Source organism: Pseudomonas sp. Irchel 3H7 (assembly GCF_900187605.1).
In the GTDB taxonomy this organism is placed as follows: domain Bacteria; phylum Pseudomonadota; class Gammaproteobacteria; order Pseudomonadales; family Pseudomonadaceae; genus Aquipseudomonas.
In genome coordinates, this window is sequence record NZ_FYEA01000007.1 from 248,674 (window position 1) to 267,061 (window position 18,388).

The 18,388-nt window shown below is 59.3% G+C and carries 17 protein-coding genes; 12 read left to right on the plus strand and 5 right to left on the minus strand.

Annotated features, from left to right (window positions below; translation table 11 throughout):
• The first annotated feature begins 196 nt into the window (after positions 1-196).
• The 4 genes from purE (at position 197) to CKW38_RS15470 (ending at position 2,767) form a co-directional block, all read left to right on the plus strand.
• Positions 197-688: a 5-(carboxyamino)imidazole ribonucleotide mutase gene (gene purE, locus CKW38_RS15455; RefSeq protein ID WP_007920220.1), complete on the plus strand. Its 492-nt coding sequence runs from the start codon at positions 197-199 to the stop codon at positions 686-688.
• A gap of 10 nt (positions 689-698) precedes the next feature.
• A complete protein-coding gene (locus tag CKW38_RS15460) occupies positions 699-1,781 on the plus strand; it encodes a 5-(carboxyamino)imidazole ribonucleotide synthase (RefSeq protein WP_007920221.1) in 1,083 nt (360 codons plus the stop codon).
• Between the two features lie 110 nt (positions 1,782-1,891).
• The gene (locus CKW38_RS15465; RefSeq protein ID WP_007920223.1) at positions 1,892-2,137 is read left to right on the plus strand and encodes a GlsB/YeaQ/YmgE family stress response membrane protein; all 246 of its coding nucleotides are present in this window, start codon (positions 1,892-1,894) and stop codon (positions 2,135-2,137) included.
• A 93-nt stretch (positions 2,138-2,230) separates the two neighbouring features.
• Complete coding sequence (locus tag CKW38_RS15470; protein ID WP_007920225.1) at positions 2,231-2,767, plus strand: DUF3299 domain-containing protein; 537 nt, start codon at positions 2,231-2,233, stop codon at positions 2,765-2,767.
• Between the two features lie 83 nt (positions 2,768-2,850).
• Here CKW38_RS15470 and CKW38_RS15475 read toward each other — a convergent pair whose 3' ends face one another.
• Together CKW38_RS15475 and CKW38_RS15480 are read right to left on the minus strand one after the other, a co-directional pair.
• Positions 2,851-3,750, minus strand: a complete 900-nt coding sequence (locus CKW38_RS15475; RefSeq protein ID WP_095113190.1) for a D-hexose-6-phosphate mutarotase — start codon at positions 3,748-3,750, stop codon at positions 2,851-2,853.
• 58 nt (positions 3,751-3,808) lie between these two features.
• Positions 3,809-4,213, minus strand: coding sequence for an acyl-CoA thioesterase (locus tag CKW38_RS15480; protein WP_003229628.1), 405 nt, complete (start codon positions 4,211-4,213; stop codon positions 3,809-3,811).
• A gap of 377 nt (positions 4,214-4,590) precedes the next feature.
• On the opposite strand from CKW38_RS15480, the gene CKW38_RS15485 reads away from it, so the two are divergent.
• Positions 4,591-5,889, plus strand: coding sequence for an MFS transporter (locus tag CKW38_RS15485; protein ID WP_095113191.1), 1,299 nt, complete (start codon positions 4,591-4,593; stop codon positions 5,887-5,889).
• A gap of 16 nt (positions 5,890-5,905) precedes the next feature.
• Here CKW38_RS15485 and CKW38_RS15490 read toward each other — a convergent pair whose 3' ends face one another.
• Entirely contained in the window at positions 5,906-6,397 is a 492-nt protein-coding gene (locus CKW38_RS15490; RefSeq protein WP_007920241.1) for a type II toxin-antitoxin system VapC family toxin, read from the minus strand.
• On the minus strand, positions 6,394-7,452 hold the full coding sequence (locus CKW38_RS15495; protein WP_007920245.1) for a helix-turn-helix domain-containing protein: 1,059 nt from the start codon (positions 7,450-7,452) through the stop codon (positions 6,394-6,396). Before CKW38_RS15495 ends, CKW38_RS15490 begins: the two co-directional genes overlap by 4 nt.
• Before the next feature lie 188 nt (positions 7,453-7,640).
• On the opposite strand from CKW38_RS15495, the gene CKW38_RS15500 reads away from it, so the two are divergent.
• From CKW38_RS15500 to CKW38_RS15530, 7 genes are all read left to right on the plus strand, one after another.
• Positions 7,641-8,639 carry a phosphate ABC transporter substrate-binding protein PstS gene (locus CKW38_RS15500; RefSeq protein ID WP_007920246.1) on the plus strand — a complete coding sequence of 333 codons (999 nt, stop codon included), beginning with the start codon at positions 7,641-7,643 and terminating at the stop codon, positions 8,637-8,639.
• A gap of 422 nt (positions 8,640-9,061) precedes the next feature.
• Complete coding sequence (locus CKW38_RS15505) at positions 9,062-11,095, plus strand: ABC transporter permease subunit (RefSeq protein ID WP_176472336.1); 2,034 nt, start codon at positions 9,062-9,064, stop codon at positions 11,093-11,095.
• Positions 11,096-11,111: 16 nt separating this feature from the next.
• Positions 11,112-12,782, plus strand: coding sequence for a phosphate ABC transporter permease PstA (gene pstA, locus CKW38_RS15510; RefSeq protein WP_007920248.1), 1,671 nt, complete (start codon positions 11,112-11,114; stop codon positions 12,780-12,782).
• Positions 12,783-12,966: 184 nt separating this feature from the next.
• On the plus strand, positions 12,967-13,800 hold the full coding sequence (gene pstB / locus CKW38_RS15515; RefSeq protein ID WP_007920249.1) for a phosphate ABC transporter ATP-binding protein PstB: 834 nt from the start codon (positions 12,967-12,969) through the stop codon (positions 13,798-13,800).
• A gap of 71 nt (positions 13,801-13,871) precedes the next feature.
• Entirely contained in the window at positions 13,872-14,633 is a 762-nt protein-coding gene (gene phoU / locus CKW38_RS15520) for a phosphate signaling complex protein PhoU (protein WP_007920250.1), read from the plus strand.
• Between the two features lie 177 nt (positions 14,634-14,810).
• Positions 14,811-15,767, plus strand: a complete 957-nt coding sequence (locus tag CKW38_RS15525; RefSeq protein ID WP_007920252.1) for a response regulator — start codon at positions 14,811-14,813, stop codon at positions 15,765-15,767.
• Between the two features lie 188 nt (positions 15,768-15,955).
• Entirely contained in the window at positions 15,956-16,852 is an 897-nt protein-coding gene (locus CKW38_RS15530; protein ID WP_095113192.1) for a M23 family metallopeptidase, read from the plus strand.
• Between the two features lie 116 nt (positions 16,853-16,968).
• On the opposite strand, the gene CKW38_RS15535 is transcribed toward CKW38_RS15530, so the two are convergent.
• Positions 16,969-18,309, minus strand: a complete 1,341-nt coding sequence (locus tag CKW38_RS15535; protein WP_007920256.1) for a hemolysin family protein — start codon at positions 18,307-18,309, stop codon at positions 16,969-16,971.
• Positions 18,310-18,388 lie beyond the last annotated feature (79 nt).

Consider the following 18,388-nt stretch of genomic DNA (forward strand, 5'->3'; position numbering starts at 1 on the left):
CAAGTCAATAAAACCGGGCATTTGCGGCAGATGACAGATGGTCGCGCAGGGGGCTGTTTATTGCTTTCTTTGCGGTATACTGCGCGGCCTTCGGCCGGCACGTCCGGCCATTTTTCGTACAATCAAGCCACGCAACCTGCGTGGCTTGTTGTTTTATGACGCGCCTGCGGGCGCTCCAGAGAGAAGAGGCGCGACGATGAGTGCACTGGTTGGCGTGATCATGGGCTCCAAGTCCGATTGGTCCACCCTTAGCCACACCGCCGATATGCTGGAAAAGCTCGGCATCCCGTACGAGGTCAAAGTGGTCTCTGCCCACCGCACCCCGGATCTGCTGTTCCAGTACGCCGAAGAGGCTGAAAGCCGCGGCATCGAGGTGATTATCGCCGGTGCCGGTGGCGCAGCCCACTTGCCAGGCATGTGTGCGGCCAAGACCCACCTGCCGGTGCTGGGGGTGCCAGTGCAGTCGGCCATGCTCTCGGGCGTCGACTCGCTGCTGTCGATCGTGCAGATGCCAGCGGGCATTCCGGTCGCCACCCTGGCTATCGGCAAGGCCGGCGCGATCAACGCAGCCCTGCTCTCGGCGAGCATCCTCGGCGCCAAGCATCCGCAGTTCCACGCGGTACTGAAAACCTTCCGTGCCGAGCAGACAGACAGCGTCCTGGACAATCCAGACCCACGTATTGCCTGAGGTTGTTGAGATGAAGATCGGTGTAATCGGTGGCGGCCAGTTGGGTCGCATGTTGGCCTTGGCGGGCACTCCGCTGGGCATGAACTTCGCTTTCCTCGACCCTGCGCCGGACGCTTGTGCGGCCGCTTTGGGCGAACACCTGCGGGCCGATTACGGCGATCAGGATCATCTGCGCCAACTGGCCGATGAAGTCGATCTGGTGACCTTCGAGTTCGAAAGTGTCCCGGCCGAAACCGTGGCATTCCTCTCGCAATTCGTCCCGGTCTACCCGAGCGCCGAAGCCCTGCGCATCGCTCGCGATCGCTGGTTCGAAAAGAGCATGTTCAAGGACCTGGGCATCCCGACTCCGGCCTTCGCTGACATTCAGTCGCAAGCCGATCTGGACGCTGCGGTGGCTTCGATCGGCCTGCCGGCCGTACTGAAAACCCGCACCCTGGGTTACGACGGCAAGGGCCAGAAAGTCCTGCGCAAACCGGAAGACGTGGTCGGCACCTTTGCCGAGCTGGGCAGCGTGTCCTGCCTGCTGGAAGGCTTCGTGCCGTTCACCGGTGAAGTCTCGCTGATCGCCGTACGTGCTCGCGATGGTGAAACCAAGTTCTATCCGCTGGTGCACAACACCCACGACAGCGGCATCCTCAAGTTGTCGGTTGCCAGTACCGATCACCCGTTACAGGCGCTGGCCGAAGACTACTCGAGCCGTGTGCTCAAGCAACTCGACTACGTCGGCGTCATGGCGTTCGAGTTCTTTGAAGTCGACGGTGGCCTGAAAGCCAACGAAATCGCCCCGCGCGTGCACAACTCCGGGCACTGGACCACCGAAGGCGCCGAGTGCAGCCAGTTCGAAAACCACCTGCGCGCCGTTGCCGGCCTGCCGCTGGGTTCGACCGCCAAAGTCGGCGAGAGCGCGATGCTCAACTTCATCGGTGTGGTTCCGCCGGTTGAGAAAGTCATCGCCATCGAAGACTGCCATCTGCATCACTACGGCAAGGCCTTCAAGGCCGGGCGCAAGGTCGGCCACGCCAACCTGCGCTGCGCCGACATGGCCACGCTACAGGCGCAGATCGTCAAGGTTGAAGCGCTGATCGCCGAGTAACGACAGTTTCATGTGGCAGCGGCGGAACCATTCAGGGGCCGCTGTTCTCTCATGGCAGGATGCCAAAGTCTGACTAGGCTTCGCATATCTATCTTTGAGAGGGAATTGCCATGGGAATTATCGGAACCATCTTTATCGGCTTGATCGTCGGCCTGCTGGCGCGGTTCCTGAAACCGGGCGATGACAGCATGGGCTGGATCATGACCATCTTGCTCGGTATCGGCGGTTCGCTGGCAGCCACTTACGGCGGCCAGGCACTGGGCATCTATCACGCGGGCGAGGGCGCAGGTTTCATTGGTGCACTGGTCGGCGCAATCGTGTTGCTGGTGATCTACGGCCTGATCAAAAAGAACTGATCCAAGGCGACAAAGCCCTCTCGGCCAAAGTGGCCGGGAGGGCTAGAATGCTCGGCGATTCACTGTTCCTTCCTTTCTATACCGAGCACTTTCATGCGCCGTCTTCTGTTGACTCTCCTCTTCCTGGGCAGCGGTTTGGCCCACGCCGGCGAACTGCCGGAAACCGACTGGCTCGAACTGATGCCCAAGTCGGACCAAAAGGCCCTCGAGGCCATGCCTGAAATCGACCACAACTCCCCGGAAGCCACCGGCACCTTCACCGAGAAGGGCGGGATGAAGCAGGCCAAAGGTCTGCCGGCGGTGATGTATTCGACCAAAACCGTGGCGTCGATGAACGACAAGCACATTCGCATCGGTGGTTATCCGGTGCCGCTGGAGTCCGACGCCAAGGGTCGCAGCACGCTGTTCTTCCTCGTGCCGTATCCGGGCGCTTGCATCCACGTGCCGCCACCGCCACCGAATCAACTGGTGCTGGTGCGTTATCCGAAAGGTTTGAAGCTGGACGATATCTACACGCCGTTGTGGGTGACCGGCACGCTGAAGGTTGAAAAGGTCAGCAATGACCTGGCTGACGCAGCGTATGCGTTGGAAGCGGACAAAGTGCGGGTGGTGCAGGAGTCTGATCTCTGAAGCAAAAGATCGCAGCCTGCGGCAGCTCCTCCAGGGATATGCATTCCAATGTAGGAGCTGCCGCAGGCTGCGATCTTTTGATCTTAAAGCGGTTTGCTGGCGACACTGACGCCCATGGTATGGCTCGCACCCGGTGCCAGATCCACAACGTCATCCATCACATTAGCCGTCTCGATGCACAGCATGCGCTGCCAGCCATCGTTATCCATGTCAGCAAGCGCCGCAGCGCGATCGATCCACGGGTTCCAGATCACTGCTGTGCGCGAGCCGGTGGCGGTCAGCACAATGCGCCGCTCCCAGGTCGGGTCGACGATGCTCAGCTGTGGCGGCGCATTGAGATAGATACGGTCGGTCTCACCGGCAAACTGCAGGTCACCTTGCTGGCTGTTGGTTTTCCAGTCATCCAGCGTCTCGATGTAATTCAAGCCATCGACACCGTCGACATGCACATTGCGCACGTCACTCACTGCGAAATACGTGTGCAGCGCCTGACTCAGGCTGACGGTGTCACTGCCACGGTTATGGCTGGTCAGGCTGAAGCTCAATTGGTCGGACAAATGCAGGGTCAGGCTCAGATCAACCTGATGCGGCCAGCCCGGCAGGCCACCTTCGGGGTAAGGCAGCTTGAATTCGACCTTGACGCCGTCAGCCTCTGATTCGATGCCGCCCAGCTCCCAATCCATCGCCCGCACCAGACCGTGCGCGGGTGCCGGTTGCTCACCGGTGTACATGGCCTGCACGCTCTGCGGGTTGCGTTCGAACTTGCCGAACCACGGCCAGCACACCGGCACGCCGGCGCGAATGCTTTTACCTGTCTTGAACTCGGCCTTGTCGTTGAGCCAGATGATCGGCGGCTGGCCATCGATCTGATAACTGAGGATGTGCGCGCCTTGCTGGGTCACCAGCACTTCGGCCTGACCGTGGCGGATGCGCCAGCAGTTCAGTTCATCCAGTTTCACCGCTTCAACGTTGGGCGTGTTCATGGGACAGCTCTCGATCAGACACTTGGGACGGTTATCGACCGCAAAACGGCCGCGAGGTTTAACGCGCGCGCGGTGGAACCGAGCGGGTGCGACCGCTGCCGTCGATAGCGACGAAGACGAATACGGCTTCGGTGACTTTACGCCACTCGCTGGACAGCGGGTCGTCGCTCCACACTTCGACCATCATCTGGATCGAGCTGCGGCCGATCTCCAGGGTCTGGGTATAAAAGGACAATTGCGCACCCACTGCCACTGGCACGAGAAACGCCATGCGATCAATGGCTACGGTCGCTACACGACCACCTGCCACGCGGCTGGCCATTGCGGTGCCGGCCAAATCCATCTGCGCTACCAGCCAACCGCCGAAAATATCGCCAAAGCCGTTGGTTTCGCGTGGAAGTGCGGTGATTTGCAGGGCCAGGTCGCCTTGCGGGATCGGATCTTCTTGTTCGAGCTCTATCATGCCGTGGGGCCTCTGACCCGTGACTCTTCGTGGGTATTGCTGGTGGTAGCCGTCTTCAAGAAAAACGATTCAACACCGAACACACTGCGTTCGTCACGTTTTCCATCAGGCGCCTAAAGGGAAACTCTGCGAAAAAGGCTAAATCCCGAGCAAAGGACGGGCCAACAACGTTTTCGCACAGTAACCTCTTACAAATCCTGCGCAGGTGGCGAGTATATCGGTCGGTAGACTCCGCGACGACCATCCGGTTCTGATTTTGACCGTCAATTACGCGCCTCTATGTGCTTTTTCGAACAATTTGCTATGGTGCCGAACCTGCCCGAGCCACTGCCAGCGTTGTTGTGGCGGCAGATCCGACTATAAGAGAAGCCCTTGCCATGACCACAGCGCCTTCGAGCCTCGCGCAGCCCGAGCAACCCGCACGACCATTGACCCGCAATGACTACAAGACTCTGTCGCTGTCCGCTCTCGGCGGCGCGCTGGAATTCTACGACTTCATCATCTTCGTCTTCTTCGCCACCGTGGTCGGCAAGCTGTTCTTCCCGGCCGATATGCCCGAGTGGCTGCGCCTGATGCAGACCTTCGGCATCTTCGCCGCCGGCTACCTCGCGCGGCCGCTGGGCGGCATCGTCATGGCGCACTTCGGCGACCTGCTGGGGCGCAAGAAGATGTTCACCCTGAGCATTTTCATGATGGCCGTGCCGACCTTGATCATGGGTCTACTGCCAACGTATGCGCAGATCGGCATGTGGGCGCCGATCCTGCTTCTATTGATGCGGGTGATTCAGGGCGCGGCGATTGGCGGTGAAGTGCCGGGCGCGTGGGTCTTCGTTTCCGAACACGTACCGCAAAAACACATGGGTTATGCCTGCGGCACGCTCACCAGCGGCCTGACCGCCGGCATTCTGCTCGGCTCGCTGGTCGCCACGGCGATCAACAGCATTTATACCCCTGCGGAAGTTTCCGATTACGCCTGGCGAATCCCCTTCCTGCTCGGCGGTGTGTTCGGCCTGTTCTCGGTCTACCTGCGCCGCTGGCTGCACGAGACCCCAGTGTTCGCCGAGCTGCAACTGCGCAAAGCCTTGGCTGAAGAAGTGCCGCTGCGCGCGGTGCTGCGTGACCATCGCGGCGCGATTGCAATCTCGATGCTGCTGACCTGGTTGCTCTCCGCTGGCATCGTCGTGGTCATTCTGATGACGCCGACCGTGCTGCAAACGGTCTATCACTTCACGCCGACGGAGTCGCTGCAGTCGAACAGTCTGGCGATCGTGTTCCTGAGCATCGGCTGCATCATTTCCGGCGCACTGGCGGATCGCTTTGGCGCAGGCCGGGTGTTCGTATTTGGTTGCCTGGGTCTGCTGATCAGCTCCTGGACCTTCTATCACAGGCTCGCCGATCACCCGAACTGGCTGTTCCCGCTGTACGCGTTGACCGGTTTTCTGGTCGGCACCATTGGTGCGGTGCCGTACGTGATGGTCAAAGCGTTCCCGCCGGTGGTGCGCTTCAGCGGGTTGTCGTTCTCGTATAACGTGGCTTACGCGATCTTTGGTGGCCTGACGCCGATGGTGGTCAGCCTGCTGCTGAAAGAAAGCGCGATGGGGCCTGCCTACTATGTGGCGGTGCTGTGTGCGATGGGGATTCTGGTCGGGGCGTGGCTGTGGAAGAAGGGGCGCTGATCCCAAGATTCTGCTTCTAGGGCTCTCGCCAGCGTGAGAGCCTTGATTCACATTCTCCTGTCGGGAGTCGAGCGCCATGCTCAAGCATGTGGGCCAAGGCGTTTGCGGCATCCGACTTTTCAATTACTTGATGCTCAACCATCAGATCAAGTAACCAAAGAGCGCCGTGCACCTCCAGTCCATCTCGTTGTGCCTGGCGCCTTAACTTGCCATCTCCGGTCAGCAACGGACGTCCTGTTTCCTGTGCGAGCAGGTAACAAGACACGTCTGCCAGTGAGCTGTTGTTGTGTTCGACTTTCAGCTCAAAGAGTCTGATCACGCCAGATTCATCGAACGATTCGACACTCAGCCCTCGATCAAGCAGTTCCTGGTGGGGAAAGTCTGCAAGTTCATGCATGACAAAGTCGGTGCAGCAAAGTGTGAATGGCAATCGAAACATCTGCTCCAGTAATCCGGCGTTTCTGAAATCAATCCAGATATTCGTATCACTGATGAAGATCAAACTCATGCATTCTCCAGTGAACCCAGGAAATTGGGGTCCAGTGCGCTAACTGGTTTGCGCAGGAGTTCGGCAGCCCGAGACTTGGTGATCAGCCCTTCTGCCAACGCCCAGAATGCTAGCGACTCAAATCTTTGCGGCGGTTTGCAAGGTAGCGGCTCAGGTTCTGATTTGCGCCAGCCGTTGGCGCTGAATTGGATAGTGAGGGATTTATAGCCACTTTCGCTAAGAAGCTTCAGATCTTTCAGGCGTCTCAACGCGGCATGCATTGAGATCCCGTATTGACGCTTTGCAATCAGCAATTCTCGTGGATGAACTCTGGAGCGAGGATGGCTGCCGAAGTCACCGGTGACACTTTTCGCCGGGTAGAGAAACGCGCCGGCGAATCGATGGCAGCAATTTTCCTTGTCCCTCTCCGGCATATCCTCGGGTAATGCCATGACCCAGTGGCCGAGTTCATGCGCGGCAGTGAACCTGATTCGTTCGCCTGGGCGATCGGCATTCAGTGCAATCAACACGTGTTCGCCGTTACCGGTGGCAGCGCAAGCGCCGTCGAAGTCGTCCGGGCCGTTTAGCATGGCGACTTTTATGCTGTGCTCCTCCAGCTGTTCAGTCAGATTGGCTATAGGGTCGCTACCAATTCCCCAGAACTGACGAAGTTGCTCTGCTGCGCGTTCGGCGTCCTCAAGGCAGGAAACGGGGATCATTTGTGCCGGAGTAGCTGGGGTATGTATGTCGGCAGGATCGAAACACTCCTCAAGCGCGATGTAACGCTCAAGGTGTTCCCGAATTTTCTCTTCCACCTGTGCCTGGCGATATTTCGGCATTCGGGCCAGTTTTCGAAACTCCAGAGGCGCCAGCGCAATTGCTTCCACGCGGAAGAAATACTCAGGGCTGACCTGAAGCGCTCTGGCCAGTTGCAGCAGACGAGTTGAGTTAGGGGTACTCAACCCTTTCTCATATTTGCTCAAGGCTTGCTTGGTTATGTCGCCAAGCTCCATCGCCAAAGCCTCAAGGCTGAGGCCTTTTTGCAGACGTGCGCGGCGAATTCGATCGTTTATCATGGGGCCCTCTCGTGGTTGACAAGACTATATTTAGAAGATGATTTGTCAACCTGCAAAGCGTTTCCTTTTTTAAAGGTGATGCCCATGCTGGCCTTTCATCCAATTGTCATATTTCAGCCATAGAGTGTTCACACGGCCTGCTGATACTTGGCCCCGACTTAACACACCCTATCTGCTAGGAGTAAGGCATGAAACTGAAGCGTTTGATGGCGGCAATGACTTTTGTCGCTGCTGGCGTTGCGACTGCCAACGCGGTTGCCGCTGTTGACCCTGCTATCCCGAGCTACACCAAGACCACTGGTGTGTCGGGCAACCTGTCCAGCGTCGGCTCCGATACCCTGGCCAACCTCATGACCCTGTGGGCTGAGAACTACAAAAAAGAATACCCGAACGTAAACATCCAGATTCAGGCCGCTGGCTCCGCCACTGCGCCACCTGCACTGACTGAAGGCACCTCCAACCTGGGCCCGATGAGCCGCAAGATGAAGGACACCGAACTGGCGGCCTTCGAGCAGAAGTACGGCTACAAGCCAACCGCTATCCCGGTGGCCGTTGATGCCCTGGCTGTCTTCGTACACAAAGACAACCCGATCCAGCACCTGACCATGGAGCAGGTTGATGCGATCTTCTCGTCGACCCGTCTGTGTGGCGCCAAAGCCGACGTGAAAACCTGGGGCGAACTGGGTGTGACCGGCGACCTGGCCAACAAACCAGTACAACTGTTCGGCCGTAACTCGGTATCCGGCACCTACGGCTACTTCAAAGAAGAAGCCCTGTGCAAAGGCGACTACAAACCGAACGTCAACGAACAACCAGGCTCGGCTTCGGTCGTGCAGTCGATCAGCTCCTCGCTGAACGGCATCGGTTACTCGGGTATCGGTTACAAGACCGCCAGCGTGAAAACCGTGCCATTGGCCAAAAAAGGCAGCACTGACTTCATCGAAGACACCGAAGAAAACGCCCTGAACGGCAAATACCCGCTGTCGCGTTTCCTCTACGTTTACGTCAACAAAGCCCCGAACAAGCCTCTGGCTCCGCTGGAAGCTGAGTTCGTGAAGCTGGTGCTGTCGAAACAGGGCCAGGAAGTTGTGGTGAAAGACGGGTACATCCCGCTGCCAGCCAAGGTTGCTGCAAAAGCACTGGCTGACCTGGGTCTGCAGGAAGGCGGCGCTGTCGCAAAGAAGTAACAAATTGAGTCCAGGGTGAACCCCACCGGACTCAGGTAAAAGGCCGGATCTGCGCGCAGGCCGGCCTTTTCCACACCTCAAATTTTTGATCCTCTGCCAGTCCCGCTGGCGGTGGATTTGCTGCGTCACTGCATTGTCATCTTTCTGTCATACAGGATCGCTAGGGTGAGCGCATGAATGATCTGGCCAATTCCCAAATGACTACTAATCCTCCCAAGCGCATTGATTTCAATACGCCTGAGCTGCAACGCAAGCGCCGCATTCGCGCGCTCAAGGATCGCTTCACCCGCTGGTACGTCCTCGTTGGCGGTCTCGCGGTGCTGGCAGCCATCACCCTGATCTTCTTCTTCCTCGCCTACGTGGTTGCGCCGCTGTTCCAGGGTGCCGACCTGACCGCGAAAGACTCGATCACCCCGGCCTGGATGCAGGACGCCGGCAAGCCGCTGATGATTTCGCTCGAAGAGCAGAATCAGGTGGCCATGCGCGTTTCCGATAAGGGTCAGGCATTGTTCTTTGATATCGACAGTGGCGCTGAACTGAAGCGCGTCGATCTGCCGGTTCCGGCCGGCGCCACCGTGACCTCGATTGGTGAAGATCAGCCGGGCCATCCGCTGGTAGCCGTCGGCCTGTCCAACGGTCAGGCGCTGGTGTTCCGTCACACCTATAAAGTCAGCTACCCCGATGGCAAGAAAACCATCACCCCGGCGATCGAATATCCGTACGGCGAGACGCCGATCGCGTTGAACGAAGCCGGCGGTGCGCTTGAACATGTCAGCCTGAACGCCACCGACACGACGCTGATGCTGGTCGGTTCGACCGGTTCGCAACTCAACGTGCTGTCGCTGACCAGCGAAGAAAACATGATGACCGGCGAAGTCACCAACGAGCAGAAGCGTATCGATCTGCCGCAGATGACTGAACCGGTGAAAAACATCTTCGTCGACCCGCGCCAGCAGTGGCTGTACGTGGTCAACGGTCGCGCTCAGGCCGATGTGTTCAGCCTGCGCGACAAGAGCCTCAACGGTCGCTACAAACTGCTGGAAAACGCTGACGCCGAAGTCACCGCGACCACGCAGTTGGTTGGTGGTATCTCGCTGATCATCGGTGACTCCAAGGGTGGTCTGGCCCAATGGTTCATGGCCCGCGACACCGATGGTGAGCTGCGCCTGAAGCAGATCCGCACCTTCCAGATGGGCACCACGCCGATCGTTGAAATCAGCGCTGAAGAACGTCGCAAAGGCTTCCTCGCACTGGATGCCAGCGGCAAGCTCGGCGTGTTCCACAGCACCGCGCACCGCACTTTGCTGGTCGATCAAGTGGTGGAAGGCCAAGGCCTGTTCGGTCTGTCGCCGCGTGCCAACCGTGTGATCGTCGAAGCCGGCGGCAAGCTGCAACCGCTGCTGCTCGATAACCCGCACCCGGAAGTCTCCTGGAGCGCGTTGTGGAGCAAGGTCTGGTACGAGAACTACGACGAGCCTAAATACGTCTGGCAATCGACCGCCGCCAACACCGATTTTGAACCGAAACTGAGCCTCTCACCGCTGACCTTCGGCACCCTGAAAGCTGCGTTCTACGCGATGCTGCTGGCCGCGCCGCTGGCTGTGGCTGCGGCGATCTACACCGCGTACTTCATGGCCCCGGGCATGCGCCGCAAGGTCAAACCGGTGATCGAGCTGATGGAAGCAATGCCGACGGTGATCCTCGGTTTCTTCGCCGGCCTGTTCCTCGCGCCGTATGTCGAAGGGCATCTGCCAGGCATCTTCAGCCTGTTGATGTTGCTGCCGATCGGCATTCTGGTCGCCGGTTTCACCTTCAGTCGTCTGCCTGAATCGATCCGCCTGAAAGTCCCGGATGGCTGGGAAAGCGCGCTGCTGATTCCAGTGATTCTGTTCGTGGGCTGGCTGTCGCTGTACATGAGCCCGTTCATGGAGAACTGGTTCTTCGGCGGCGACATGCGCATGTGGATCTCCCACGACCTCGGCATCACCTACGACCAGCGCAACGCTTTGGTGGTGGGTCTGGCCATGGGCTTTGCAGTGATCCCGAACATCTACTCGATCGCTGAAGACGCCGTGTTCAGCGTGCCGCGTGGCCTGACCCTCGGCTCGCTGGCTCTGGGTGCCACGCCTTGGCAGACCATGACTCGCGTGGTGATCCTGACTGCCAGTCCGGGGATTTTCTCGGCGCTGATGATCGGCATGGGCCGTGCGGTCGGTGAAACCATGATCGTGCTGATGGCCACCGGTAACACCCCGGTCATGGAAATGAACCTGTTCGAAGGCCTGCGCACCCTGGCCGCCAACGTCGCGGTGGAAATGCCCGAGTCGGAAGTCGGCGGCAGCCACTACCGCGTGCTGTTCCTCTCGGCGCTGGTGCTGCTGTTGTTCACCTTCGTCATGAACACCCTGGCAGAACTGATTCGTCAGCGTCTGCGCAAGAAATACTCGTCGCTTTAAGCAAAGGTAGAAGTCTGTGAAACAGAACTCCCTGAAAGGATGGTTCAAGAGCGGCGCCCCGGGCGTCTGGATCAGCGGTGGCGCGGTGTCCATCGCGGTCATCATGACCATTGGCCTGCTGGCGGTAATTGCCGTGCGTGGTCTGGGTCACTTCTGGCCGGCGGACCTGGTCCACGCCCATTACGACGTACCGGGCCAGGCCAATCACCTGGTCATCGGTGAAGTGGTACAGAAAGAAGAAGTGCCCCGTGCCCGTCTGAAGAGCGCCGGTTTGCCGGTGCCTGATGAGGGTCCGGAATTCATGACCCGCGAGCTGATCAAGGTCGGCAACCGTGACCTGAACGGCAACGACTTCACCTGGATCGTCGGCGAGTGGCTGACCAACCAGACTACGCCGCCAGAACTGATGGCGATCGAGCGTCGCGAGTGGGGCAACTTCTACGGCTACCTGGTCAACGTCAAACAGGATGGCAAGGTCATCGCTGAAGGCGAGGCCGCGTGGCCTGAGCTGCAGGCGCGGATCAACCGTGTGAATGGGCTGGCGGCACAACTGAAGTCGCTGGAAAAGACTGACATCGGTGCGATCAACGCAGGCCTTGAGCGAATCCGTCTGCACGGTCGCAAACTGGAACTGGAAGGCAAGCTCGACGCCACCGCACAAGCGGACATGGAATCCGAGCGCGCCGAACTGAATGCGCGTTATCAGGACATCGAAGCACGCCTGGCCGATCTGCATGCGCAGTTCAACCGCGATGCCCTGACCGCTCGCGATGCCAACGGCAAAGAGATCGAAATTGGTCTGGGCAAAGTGGTTCACGCCTACCAGCCGAACGCGATGAGCACCTTTACCAAGGTCGGTTTCTACTTCAGCAAGATCTGGGAATTCCTTTCGGATGACCCGCGTGAAGCCAACACCGAAGGCGGGATCTTCCCGGCGATCTTCGGCACCGTGATGATGACCCTGATCATGGCGATGATCGTTACCCCGTTCGGCGTACTGGCGGCGGTGTACCTGCGTGAATACGCCAAGCAGAACACTCTGACGCGGATTATCCGCATCGCGGTGAACAACCTCGCTGGCGTTCCGGCGATCGTTTATGGCGTGTTCGGTCTGGGCTTCTTCGTTTACGTACTCGGTGGTTCGGTTGACCGCTTGTTCTTCCCCGAAGCATTGCCGGCACCGACCTTTGGTACCCCGGGTCTGCTCTGGGCCTCGCTGACTTTGGCGCTGCTGGCGGTGCCGGTGGTGATCGTCGCGACCGAGGAAGGTCTGGCGCGTATCCCGCGTACTGTGCGTGAAGGCTCGTTGGCCCTCGGCGCGACCAAGGCTGAAACGTTGTGGAAGATTGTGATCCCGATGGCCAGCCCGGCGATGATGACCGGCATGATTCTCGCCGTGGCTCGCGCCGCCGGTGAAGTGGCGCCGCTGATGCTGGTGGGTGTGGTGAAACTGGCGCCGTCGCTGCCGGTGGACGGCAACTACCCGTACCTGCACCTGGATCAGAAGATCATGCACTTGGGCTTCCACATCTATGACGTCGGCTTCCAGAGCCCGAACGTCGAAGCGGCCCGCCCGCTGGTGTACGCCACGGCGCTGCTGCTGGTACTGGTGATCGCGACGTTGAACCTGTCGGCGGTGTATATCCGCAACCACCTGCGTGAAAAATACAAAGCTTTGGACAGTTAACACAAATCCTGTGGGAGCTGGCTTGCCAGCGATGCAGGCGACTCGGTCAGCCAGTAACACCGCGCTGATGCCATCGCTGGCAAGCCAGCTCCCACAAGGATCGGCGCAAGCCACAGATTTTCAGTAACCCATTGGCAAGGCCAGTGGTTCAACGAACCGAATTTGTTAGCACAGGGAGCCTCCCATGCAGCACGAAACACATAGCCACGGCATCAACATGTCTGCCCTGGGTCGCGACAAGCAAAGCCTGAATCTGGCGCAGGAAACCGTGGCCATCGAAGTGCCGGGCCTGAGCCTGTACTACGGCGAGAAGCAGGCATTGTTCGACGTCAGCATGAACATCCCGAAGCAGCGCGTGACCGCGTTCATCGGCCCGTCCGGCTGCGGTAAATCGACGTTGCTGCGCACCTTCAACCGCATGAACGATCTGGTTGACGGCTGCCGCGTCGAAGGCGCGATCAACCTCTACGGCAACAACATCTATCGCAAAGGCGAAGACGTCGCCGAGCTGCGTCGTCGCGTCGGCATGGTGTTCCAGAAGCCCAACCCGTTCCCGAAGACCATCTACGAAAACGTGGTCTACGGCTTGCGCATCCAGGGCATCAACAAGAAGCGCGTCCTCGACGAAGCGGTCGAATGGGCGTTGAAAGGCGCGGCACTGTGGGACGAAGTCAAAGACCGTCTGCACGAATCGGCACTCGGCCTGTCTGGCGGTCAGCAACAACGTCTGGTGATCGCCCGCACTATCGCGGTTGAGCCGGAAGTGCTGCTGCTCGACGAACCGTGCTCGGCCCTCGACCCGATCTCGACCCTGAAGGTTGAAGAGCTGATCTACGAGCTGAAATCCAAGTTCACCATCGTCATCGTGACCCACAACATGCAGCAGGCTGCGCGGGTTTCGGACTACACCGCGTTCATGTACATGGGCAAACTGGTCGAATTCGGCGACACCGACACCCTGTTCACCAATCCGGCGAAGAAGCAGACCGAAGACTACATCACCGGTCGTTATGGCTGACAGTTGCGGGTTATTCACAGAATTGACGCTGCGGCCCACCGCACCTTACCGGACGCTCCAAGGACGCCAACATGATTAGTAAAGAAGGCCTTACCCACCACATCTCCGCGCAGTTCAACGCTGAGCTTGAGGAAGTGCGCAGCCACCTCCTGGCCATGGGCGGGCTGGTCGAGAAGCAGGTCAACGACGCGGTGACCGCGCTGATCGAGGCCGACTCCGGCTTGGCTCAGCAGGTGCGCGAGATTGATGACCAGATCAACCAGATGGAACGCAACATCGACGAAGAATGCCTGCGCATTCTTGCCCGTCGTCAACCGGCGGCGTCCGACCTGCGTTTGATCATCAGTATTTCCAAGTCGGTGATCGACCTTGAGCGCATCGGTGACGAAGCGACCAAGATCGCCCGCCGCGCGATTCAGCTGTGCGAAGAAGGTGAAGCGCCGCGCGGTTACGTCGAGGTTCGCCATATCGGCGACCAGGTGCGCAACATGGTTCGCGATGCACTGGACGCGTTCGCCCGTTTCGACGCCGATCTGGCGTTGTCGGTGGCGCAGTACGACAAGATCATCGACCGCGAATACAAAACCGCCCTGCGTGAGTTGGCGACCTACATGATGGAAGACCCGCGCTCTATCTCGCGGGTCTTGAGCATCATCTGGGTGCTGCGTTCGCTGGAGCGCATCGGCGATCACGCACGTAACATCTCTGAATTGGTCATCTACCTGGTGCGCGGTACCGACGTACGCCACATGGGCCTCAAGCGCATGAAAGAAGAAGTTGAAGGCACAAGCGGCGAAACCGCTAATGTTCCGGGCGATGTTGACGATAAGTAAGATTGCCTGAGAAAAGCGCCCGGCCCTTTGGCCGGGCGTTTTTGTTTGTGCTTTTCACAAGGCAGATCGAATTAAAAAGCAGCACCCGCGAACGAAAAGTCCCGGCGTGACTGAAGAGTTTTGGCAATGTGCCATCAGCCAGCGTTATGCTTGCCGGGATTTTAATAGGGGTGTTGGATGAGCAAGATCAGTGTGTTGGTCGTGGACGATGCTTCGTTCATTCGTGACCTGGTGAAAAAGTGCCTGCGTAATTACTTCCCGGGGATCCGTACCGAGGACGCCGTCAACGGTAAGAAGGCTCAGGCCATGCTGGCCAAGGAAGCGTTCGACCTGGTGCTCTGCGACTGGGAAATGCCGGAAATGTCCGGTCTCGAACTGCTGACCTGGTGCCGCGAACAAGACAACCTCAAGACGATGCCGTTCGTCATGGTCACCAGCCGTGGCGACAAGGAAAACGTCGTGCAGGCGATTCAGGCCGGTGTTTCCGGTTACGTCAGCAAGCCGTTCACCAACGAGCAACTGCTGACCAAGGTCAAACAGGCGCTGAACAAGGTCGGCAAGCTCGATACCCTGATGAACAGCGCGCCGACCAAGATGAACTCGGCGTTCGGTAACGATTCTCTGAGCGCCTTGACCGGTGGCAAGCCTGCCGTGGTCGGCGGTGCCCCGGCAGCGGCTGCGGTCAACCCGTTCGCCAAACCGGCAGCTGCCGCGCCAGCGCCCGCCGCCGCGCCGTCCCGTGGTTTGCTCAACAGCCCACCGGTCAAGGCACCCGTCGCCGCGTCGGCGCCGGCCAGTGGCCGTGGTCAGGGCCAGTTGCGCCTGCCAAGCGGTACTCAGCAATGTGTGATCAAGGCTTTGAGCATCAAGGAAGCGTTGCTGGTGGTGAAACGCACCGACACCCTGCCGCAGATCCTCGACAGCGCCGTGCTCGATCTGGAGCAGGGCGACAACGCCGAAATCGCCCGCCTCAACGGCTACCTGCACGCCGTCGTTGCGTTTGAGCCGAAACCGGACAGCGACTGGCTGCAACTGACGTTCCGCTTTGTCGACCAGGATGCGCAGAAGCTCGACTACATCTCCCGCCTGATCGCCCGCGGCACGGCGCAGAAGCACTTCGTTCCGGGCGCGTAATCGGCGTCTGTGAAAAGATCGCTGCCTTCGGCAGCTCCTACATTGGAATGCATTTTCCCTGTAGGAGCTGCCGAAGGCTGCGATCTTTTGCTTTGTGCGCTGGGCAAATTGAAACATCTGTCGACTAGCCTGGTCTGCTTCACCTGCTAGGCTCTTTTCCAGGCCTACCTTTCGACAGACTTTTGCCCATGCGCGCGCGCCTGCTGTTTTTCTGTGGTCTCTTCATGGCCTCCACCTCGGCTGTGGCCATGACCATTTACAAATCCACCGATGCCAACGGCGTGGTCTCGTACAGCGACCGGCCGAGCAAAGGCTCGCAGGTGTTCGTCTTTCAGGACCGCATGGTTGAGCGCCTGGAGCGGCAGGTCTATCTCGATATCAAGAAGCAGAAGGGCGTTGACGTGGTGTTCGTACGCAACGATCTGTATGCACCGGTCGAGGTGGCACTGGCGTTTACCGGCATGAGCAATGTACGCGGCGCGCCAGCCAAAGCCATCCGCCGGGTGCTGCCGGCGCGCAGCAACACGCGTCTGGCGCTGCTGACGGCGATTACCAGCGGCAAGCCGCTGGTCTATTCGCCGCAGTTCCAATATTCACTGGGTGACCCTTCTGGTGCTGCGCAGAGCTATCGCTACCCGTTGCCGTGGCGCGGTGGGCCGTTTCGTCTGAGTCAGGGCGCCAACGGTCAGTACAGCCACTATGGGCCGAAGAATCGCTATGCGATGGACATCGCCATGCCGGTGGGTACGCCGATCATTGCCGCGCGGGCCGGGGTGGTGGTGAAGACTGAAAACTCGCAGAGTGGGCGCGGCAATGATGCGTCGGGCAATTTCGTGCGGGTGCTGCACGACGACGGCACCATGGGCGTGTACCTGCACCTCAAGCAAGGTTCGGTGAGCGTACGCGAAGGGCAGCGGGTGACGGTGGGCAGTCCGTTGGCGCTGTCAGGCAATACCGGCAACAGCAGCGGCCCGCATTTGCACTTTGTCGTACAGCGCAATACCGGCGAGGGGCTGGTGTCGATTCCGTATCAGTTCAACCAGCCGCTGGGGGCGTTGCCCAACTTTGCGTTGGGCAAGCAGTAAGCTTCTAAAAGCAAAAGATCGCAGCCTGCGGCAGCTCCTGCATGGGAATGCGATCCCTGTAGGAGCTGCCGCAGGCTGCGATCTTTTAGCAGGCAACGCGGTTTCCCGCATTGCACTCAATCCAGCATCAACACCTTGGCCAGCACAATCTTCGGCCCTTTCATCTTCTTGATGATGATCCGCAGGCCTTCGACCTCCAGCACTTCTTCCTCTTCAGGTACGCGCTTCAAAGTCTCGTAGACCAGCCCGGCAAGGGTTTCCGCTTCGATGTGATCAAGGTCGATGCCCAACAGGCGTTCCACTTTGAACAGCGGCGTGTCACCCCGCACCAAGAGTTTGCCCGGCTGATAGGCGAGGATCCCGCGCTCAGCCTTGCGATGTTCGTCCTGAATGTCGCCGACCAGCACTTCCAGCACGTCTTCCATGGTCAGGTAGCCGATGATGTTGCCGTCAGCCTCCTCGACCACGGCGAAGTGCGAGCCGCCCTTGCGGAACTGCTCCAGCAACTGCGACAGCGGCATGTGCCGTGACACGCGTTCCAGCGGGCGGGTCAGTTCGGCGAGGTTGAACGACTCGGGAATGTGATCCAGTGCTGCCAGTTCCAGCAGCAGATCCTTGATGTGCAGCAGGCCGACGAACTCCTGGCGCTCGCTGTCGTACACCGGATAACGGCTGAACTTGTGGCGACGGAACATCGCCAGGATTTCTTTCAGCGGCGCGTTGAATTCGAGGGTGATCAGGTCTTCGCGGGAGTTGGCCCAGTCGACCACTTCCAGTTCGCCCATTTCCACCGCAGACGCCAGAACACGCATGCCCTGATCGCTCGGATCCTGGCCACGGCTGGAGTGCAGGATCAGTTTCAATTCTTCACGGCTGTAATGGTGTTCGTGGTGCGGGCCGGGTTCGCCTTGGCCGGCGATACGCAGGATCGCGTTGGCGCTGGCGTTGAGCAGGTAGATCGCCGGGTACATCGCCCAGTAGAACAGGTACAGCGGCACGGCCGTCCACAGCGACAGCAGCTCGGGTTTGCGGATCGCCCAGGATTTCGGGGCCAGTTCACCGACGACGATGTGCAGGTACGAAATGATGAAGAACGCGGTGAAGAACGACACGCCTTTGACGATTTCCGGCGACTGCACGCCGACCGCGCTGAGCAGCGGTTCGAGAATGTGCGCAAAGGCCGGCTCACCGACCCAGCCGAGGCCGAGGGAGGCGAGGGTGATACCCAGCTGACACGCCGAGAGGTACGCATCGAGCTGACTGTGCACGGTGCGCAGGATGTGTCCGCGCCAGCCGTTCTGATCAGCGATGGCCTCGACCCGGGTCGAGCGCAGTTTGACCATGGCGAATTCCGCCGCAACGAAAAAGCCGTTGAGCAAAACCAGGATCAGAGCAAAAAGGATCATGCCGAAATCGGCGAATATTGTTGCGAGGGACAAGCCAGGGGAAGGGTCCATGATGGAGTTTTGCGGGTTCCGTGTGATTCAAGAGGGAGAAAAATCGCGCCTGAAAGGCAGGCACAAGTCAGCCAATGTA

Bases quoted from the DNA above. Each gene is read 5' to 3' on its own strand.
- purE (WP_007920220.1), top strand. From the start codon at position 197: ATGAGTGCACTGGTTGGCGTGATCATGGGCTCCAAGTCCGATTGGTCC.
- CKW38_RS15460 (WP_007920221.1), top strand. From the start codon at position 699: ATGAAGATCGGTGTAATCGGTGGCGGCCAGTTGGGTCGCATGTTGGCC.
- CKW38_RS15465 (WP_007920223.1), top strand. From the start codon at position 1,892: ATGGGAATTATCGGAACCATCTTTATCGGCTTGATCGTCGGCCTGCTG.
- CKW38_RS15470 (WP_007920225.1), top strand. From the start codon at position 2,231: ATGCGCCGTCTTCTGTTGACTCTCCTCTTCCTGGGCAGCGGTTTGGCC.
- CKW38_RS15475 (WP_095113190.1), bottom strand. From the start codon at position 3,750: ATGAACACGCCCAACGTTGAAGCGGTGAAACTGGATGAACTGAACTGC.
- CKW38_RS15480 (WP_003229628.1), bottom strand. From the start codon at position 4,213: ATGATAGAGCTCGAACAAGAAGATCCGATCCCGCAAGGCGACCTGGCC.
- CKW38_RS15485 (WP_095113191.1), top strand. From the start codon at position 4,591: ATGACCACAGCGCCTTCGAGCCTCGCGCAGCCCGAGCAACCCGCACGA.
- CKW38_RS15490 (WP_007920241.1), bottom strand. From the start codon at position 6,397: ATGAGTTTGATCTTCATCAGTGATACGAATATCTGGATTGATTTCAGA.
- CKW38_RS15495 (WP_007920245.1), bottom strand. From the start codon at position 7,452: ATGATAAACGATCGAATTCGCCGCGCACGTCTGCAAAAAGGCCTCAGC.
- CKW38_RS15500 (WP_007920246.1), top strand. From the start codon at position 7,641: ATGAAACTGAAGCGTTTGATGGCGGCAATGACTTTTGTCGCTGCTGGC.
- CKW38_RS15505 (WP_176472336.1), top strand. From the start codon at position 9,062: ATGCAGGACGCCGGCAAGCCGCTGATGATTTCGCTCGAAGAGCAGAAT.
- pstB (WP_007920249.1), top strand. From the start codon at position 12,967: ATGCAGCACGAAACACATAGCCACGGCATCAACATGTCTGCCCTGGGT.
- phoU (WP_007920250.1), top strand. From the start codon at position 13,872: ATGATTAGTAAAGAAGGCCTTACCCACCACATCTCCGCGCAGTTCAAC.
- CKW38_RS15525 (WP_007920252.1), top strand. From the start codon at position 14,811: ATGAGCAAGATCAGTGTGTTGGTCGTGGACGATGCTTCGTTCATTCGT.
- CKW38_RS15530 (WP_095113192.1), top strand. From the start codon at position 15,956: ATGCGCGCGCGCCTGCTGTTTTTCTGTGGTCTCTTCATGGCCTCCACC.
- CKW38_RS15535 (WP_007920256.1), bottom strand. From the start codon at position 18,309: ATGGACCCTTCCCCTGGCTTGTCCCTCGCAACAATATTCGCCGATTTC.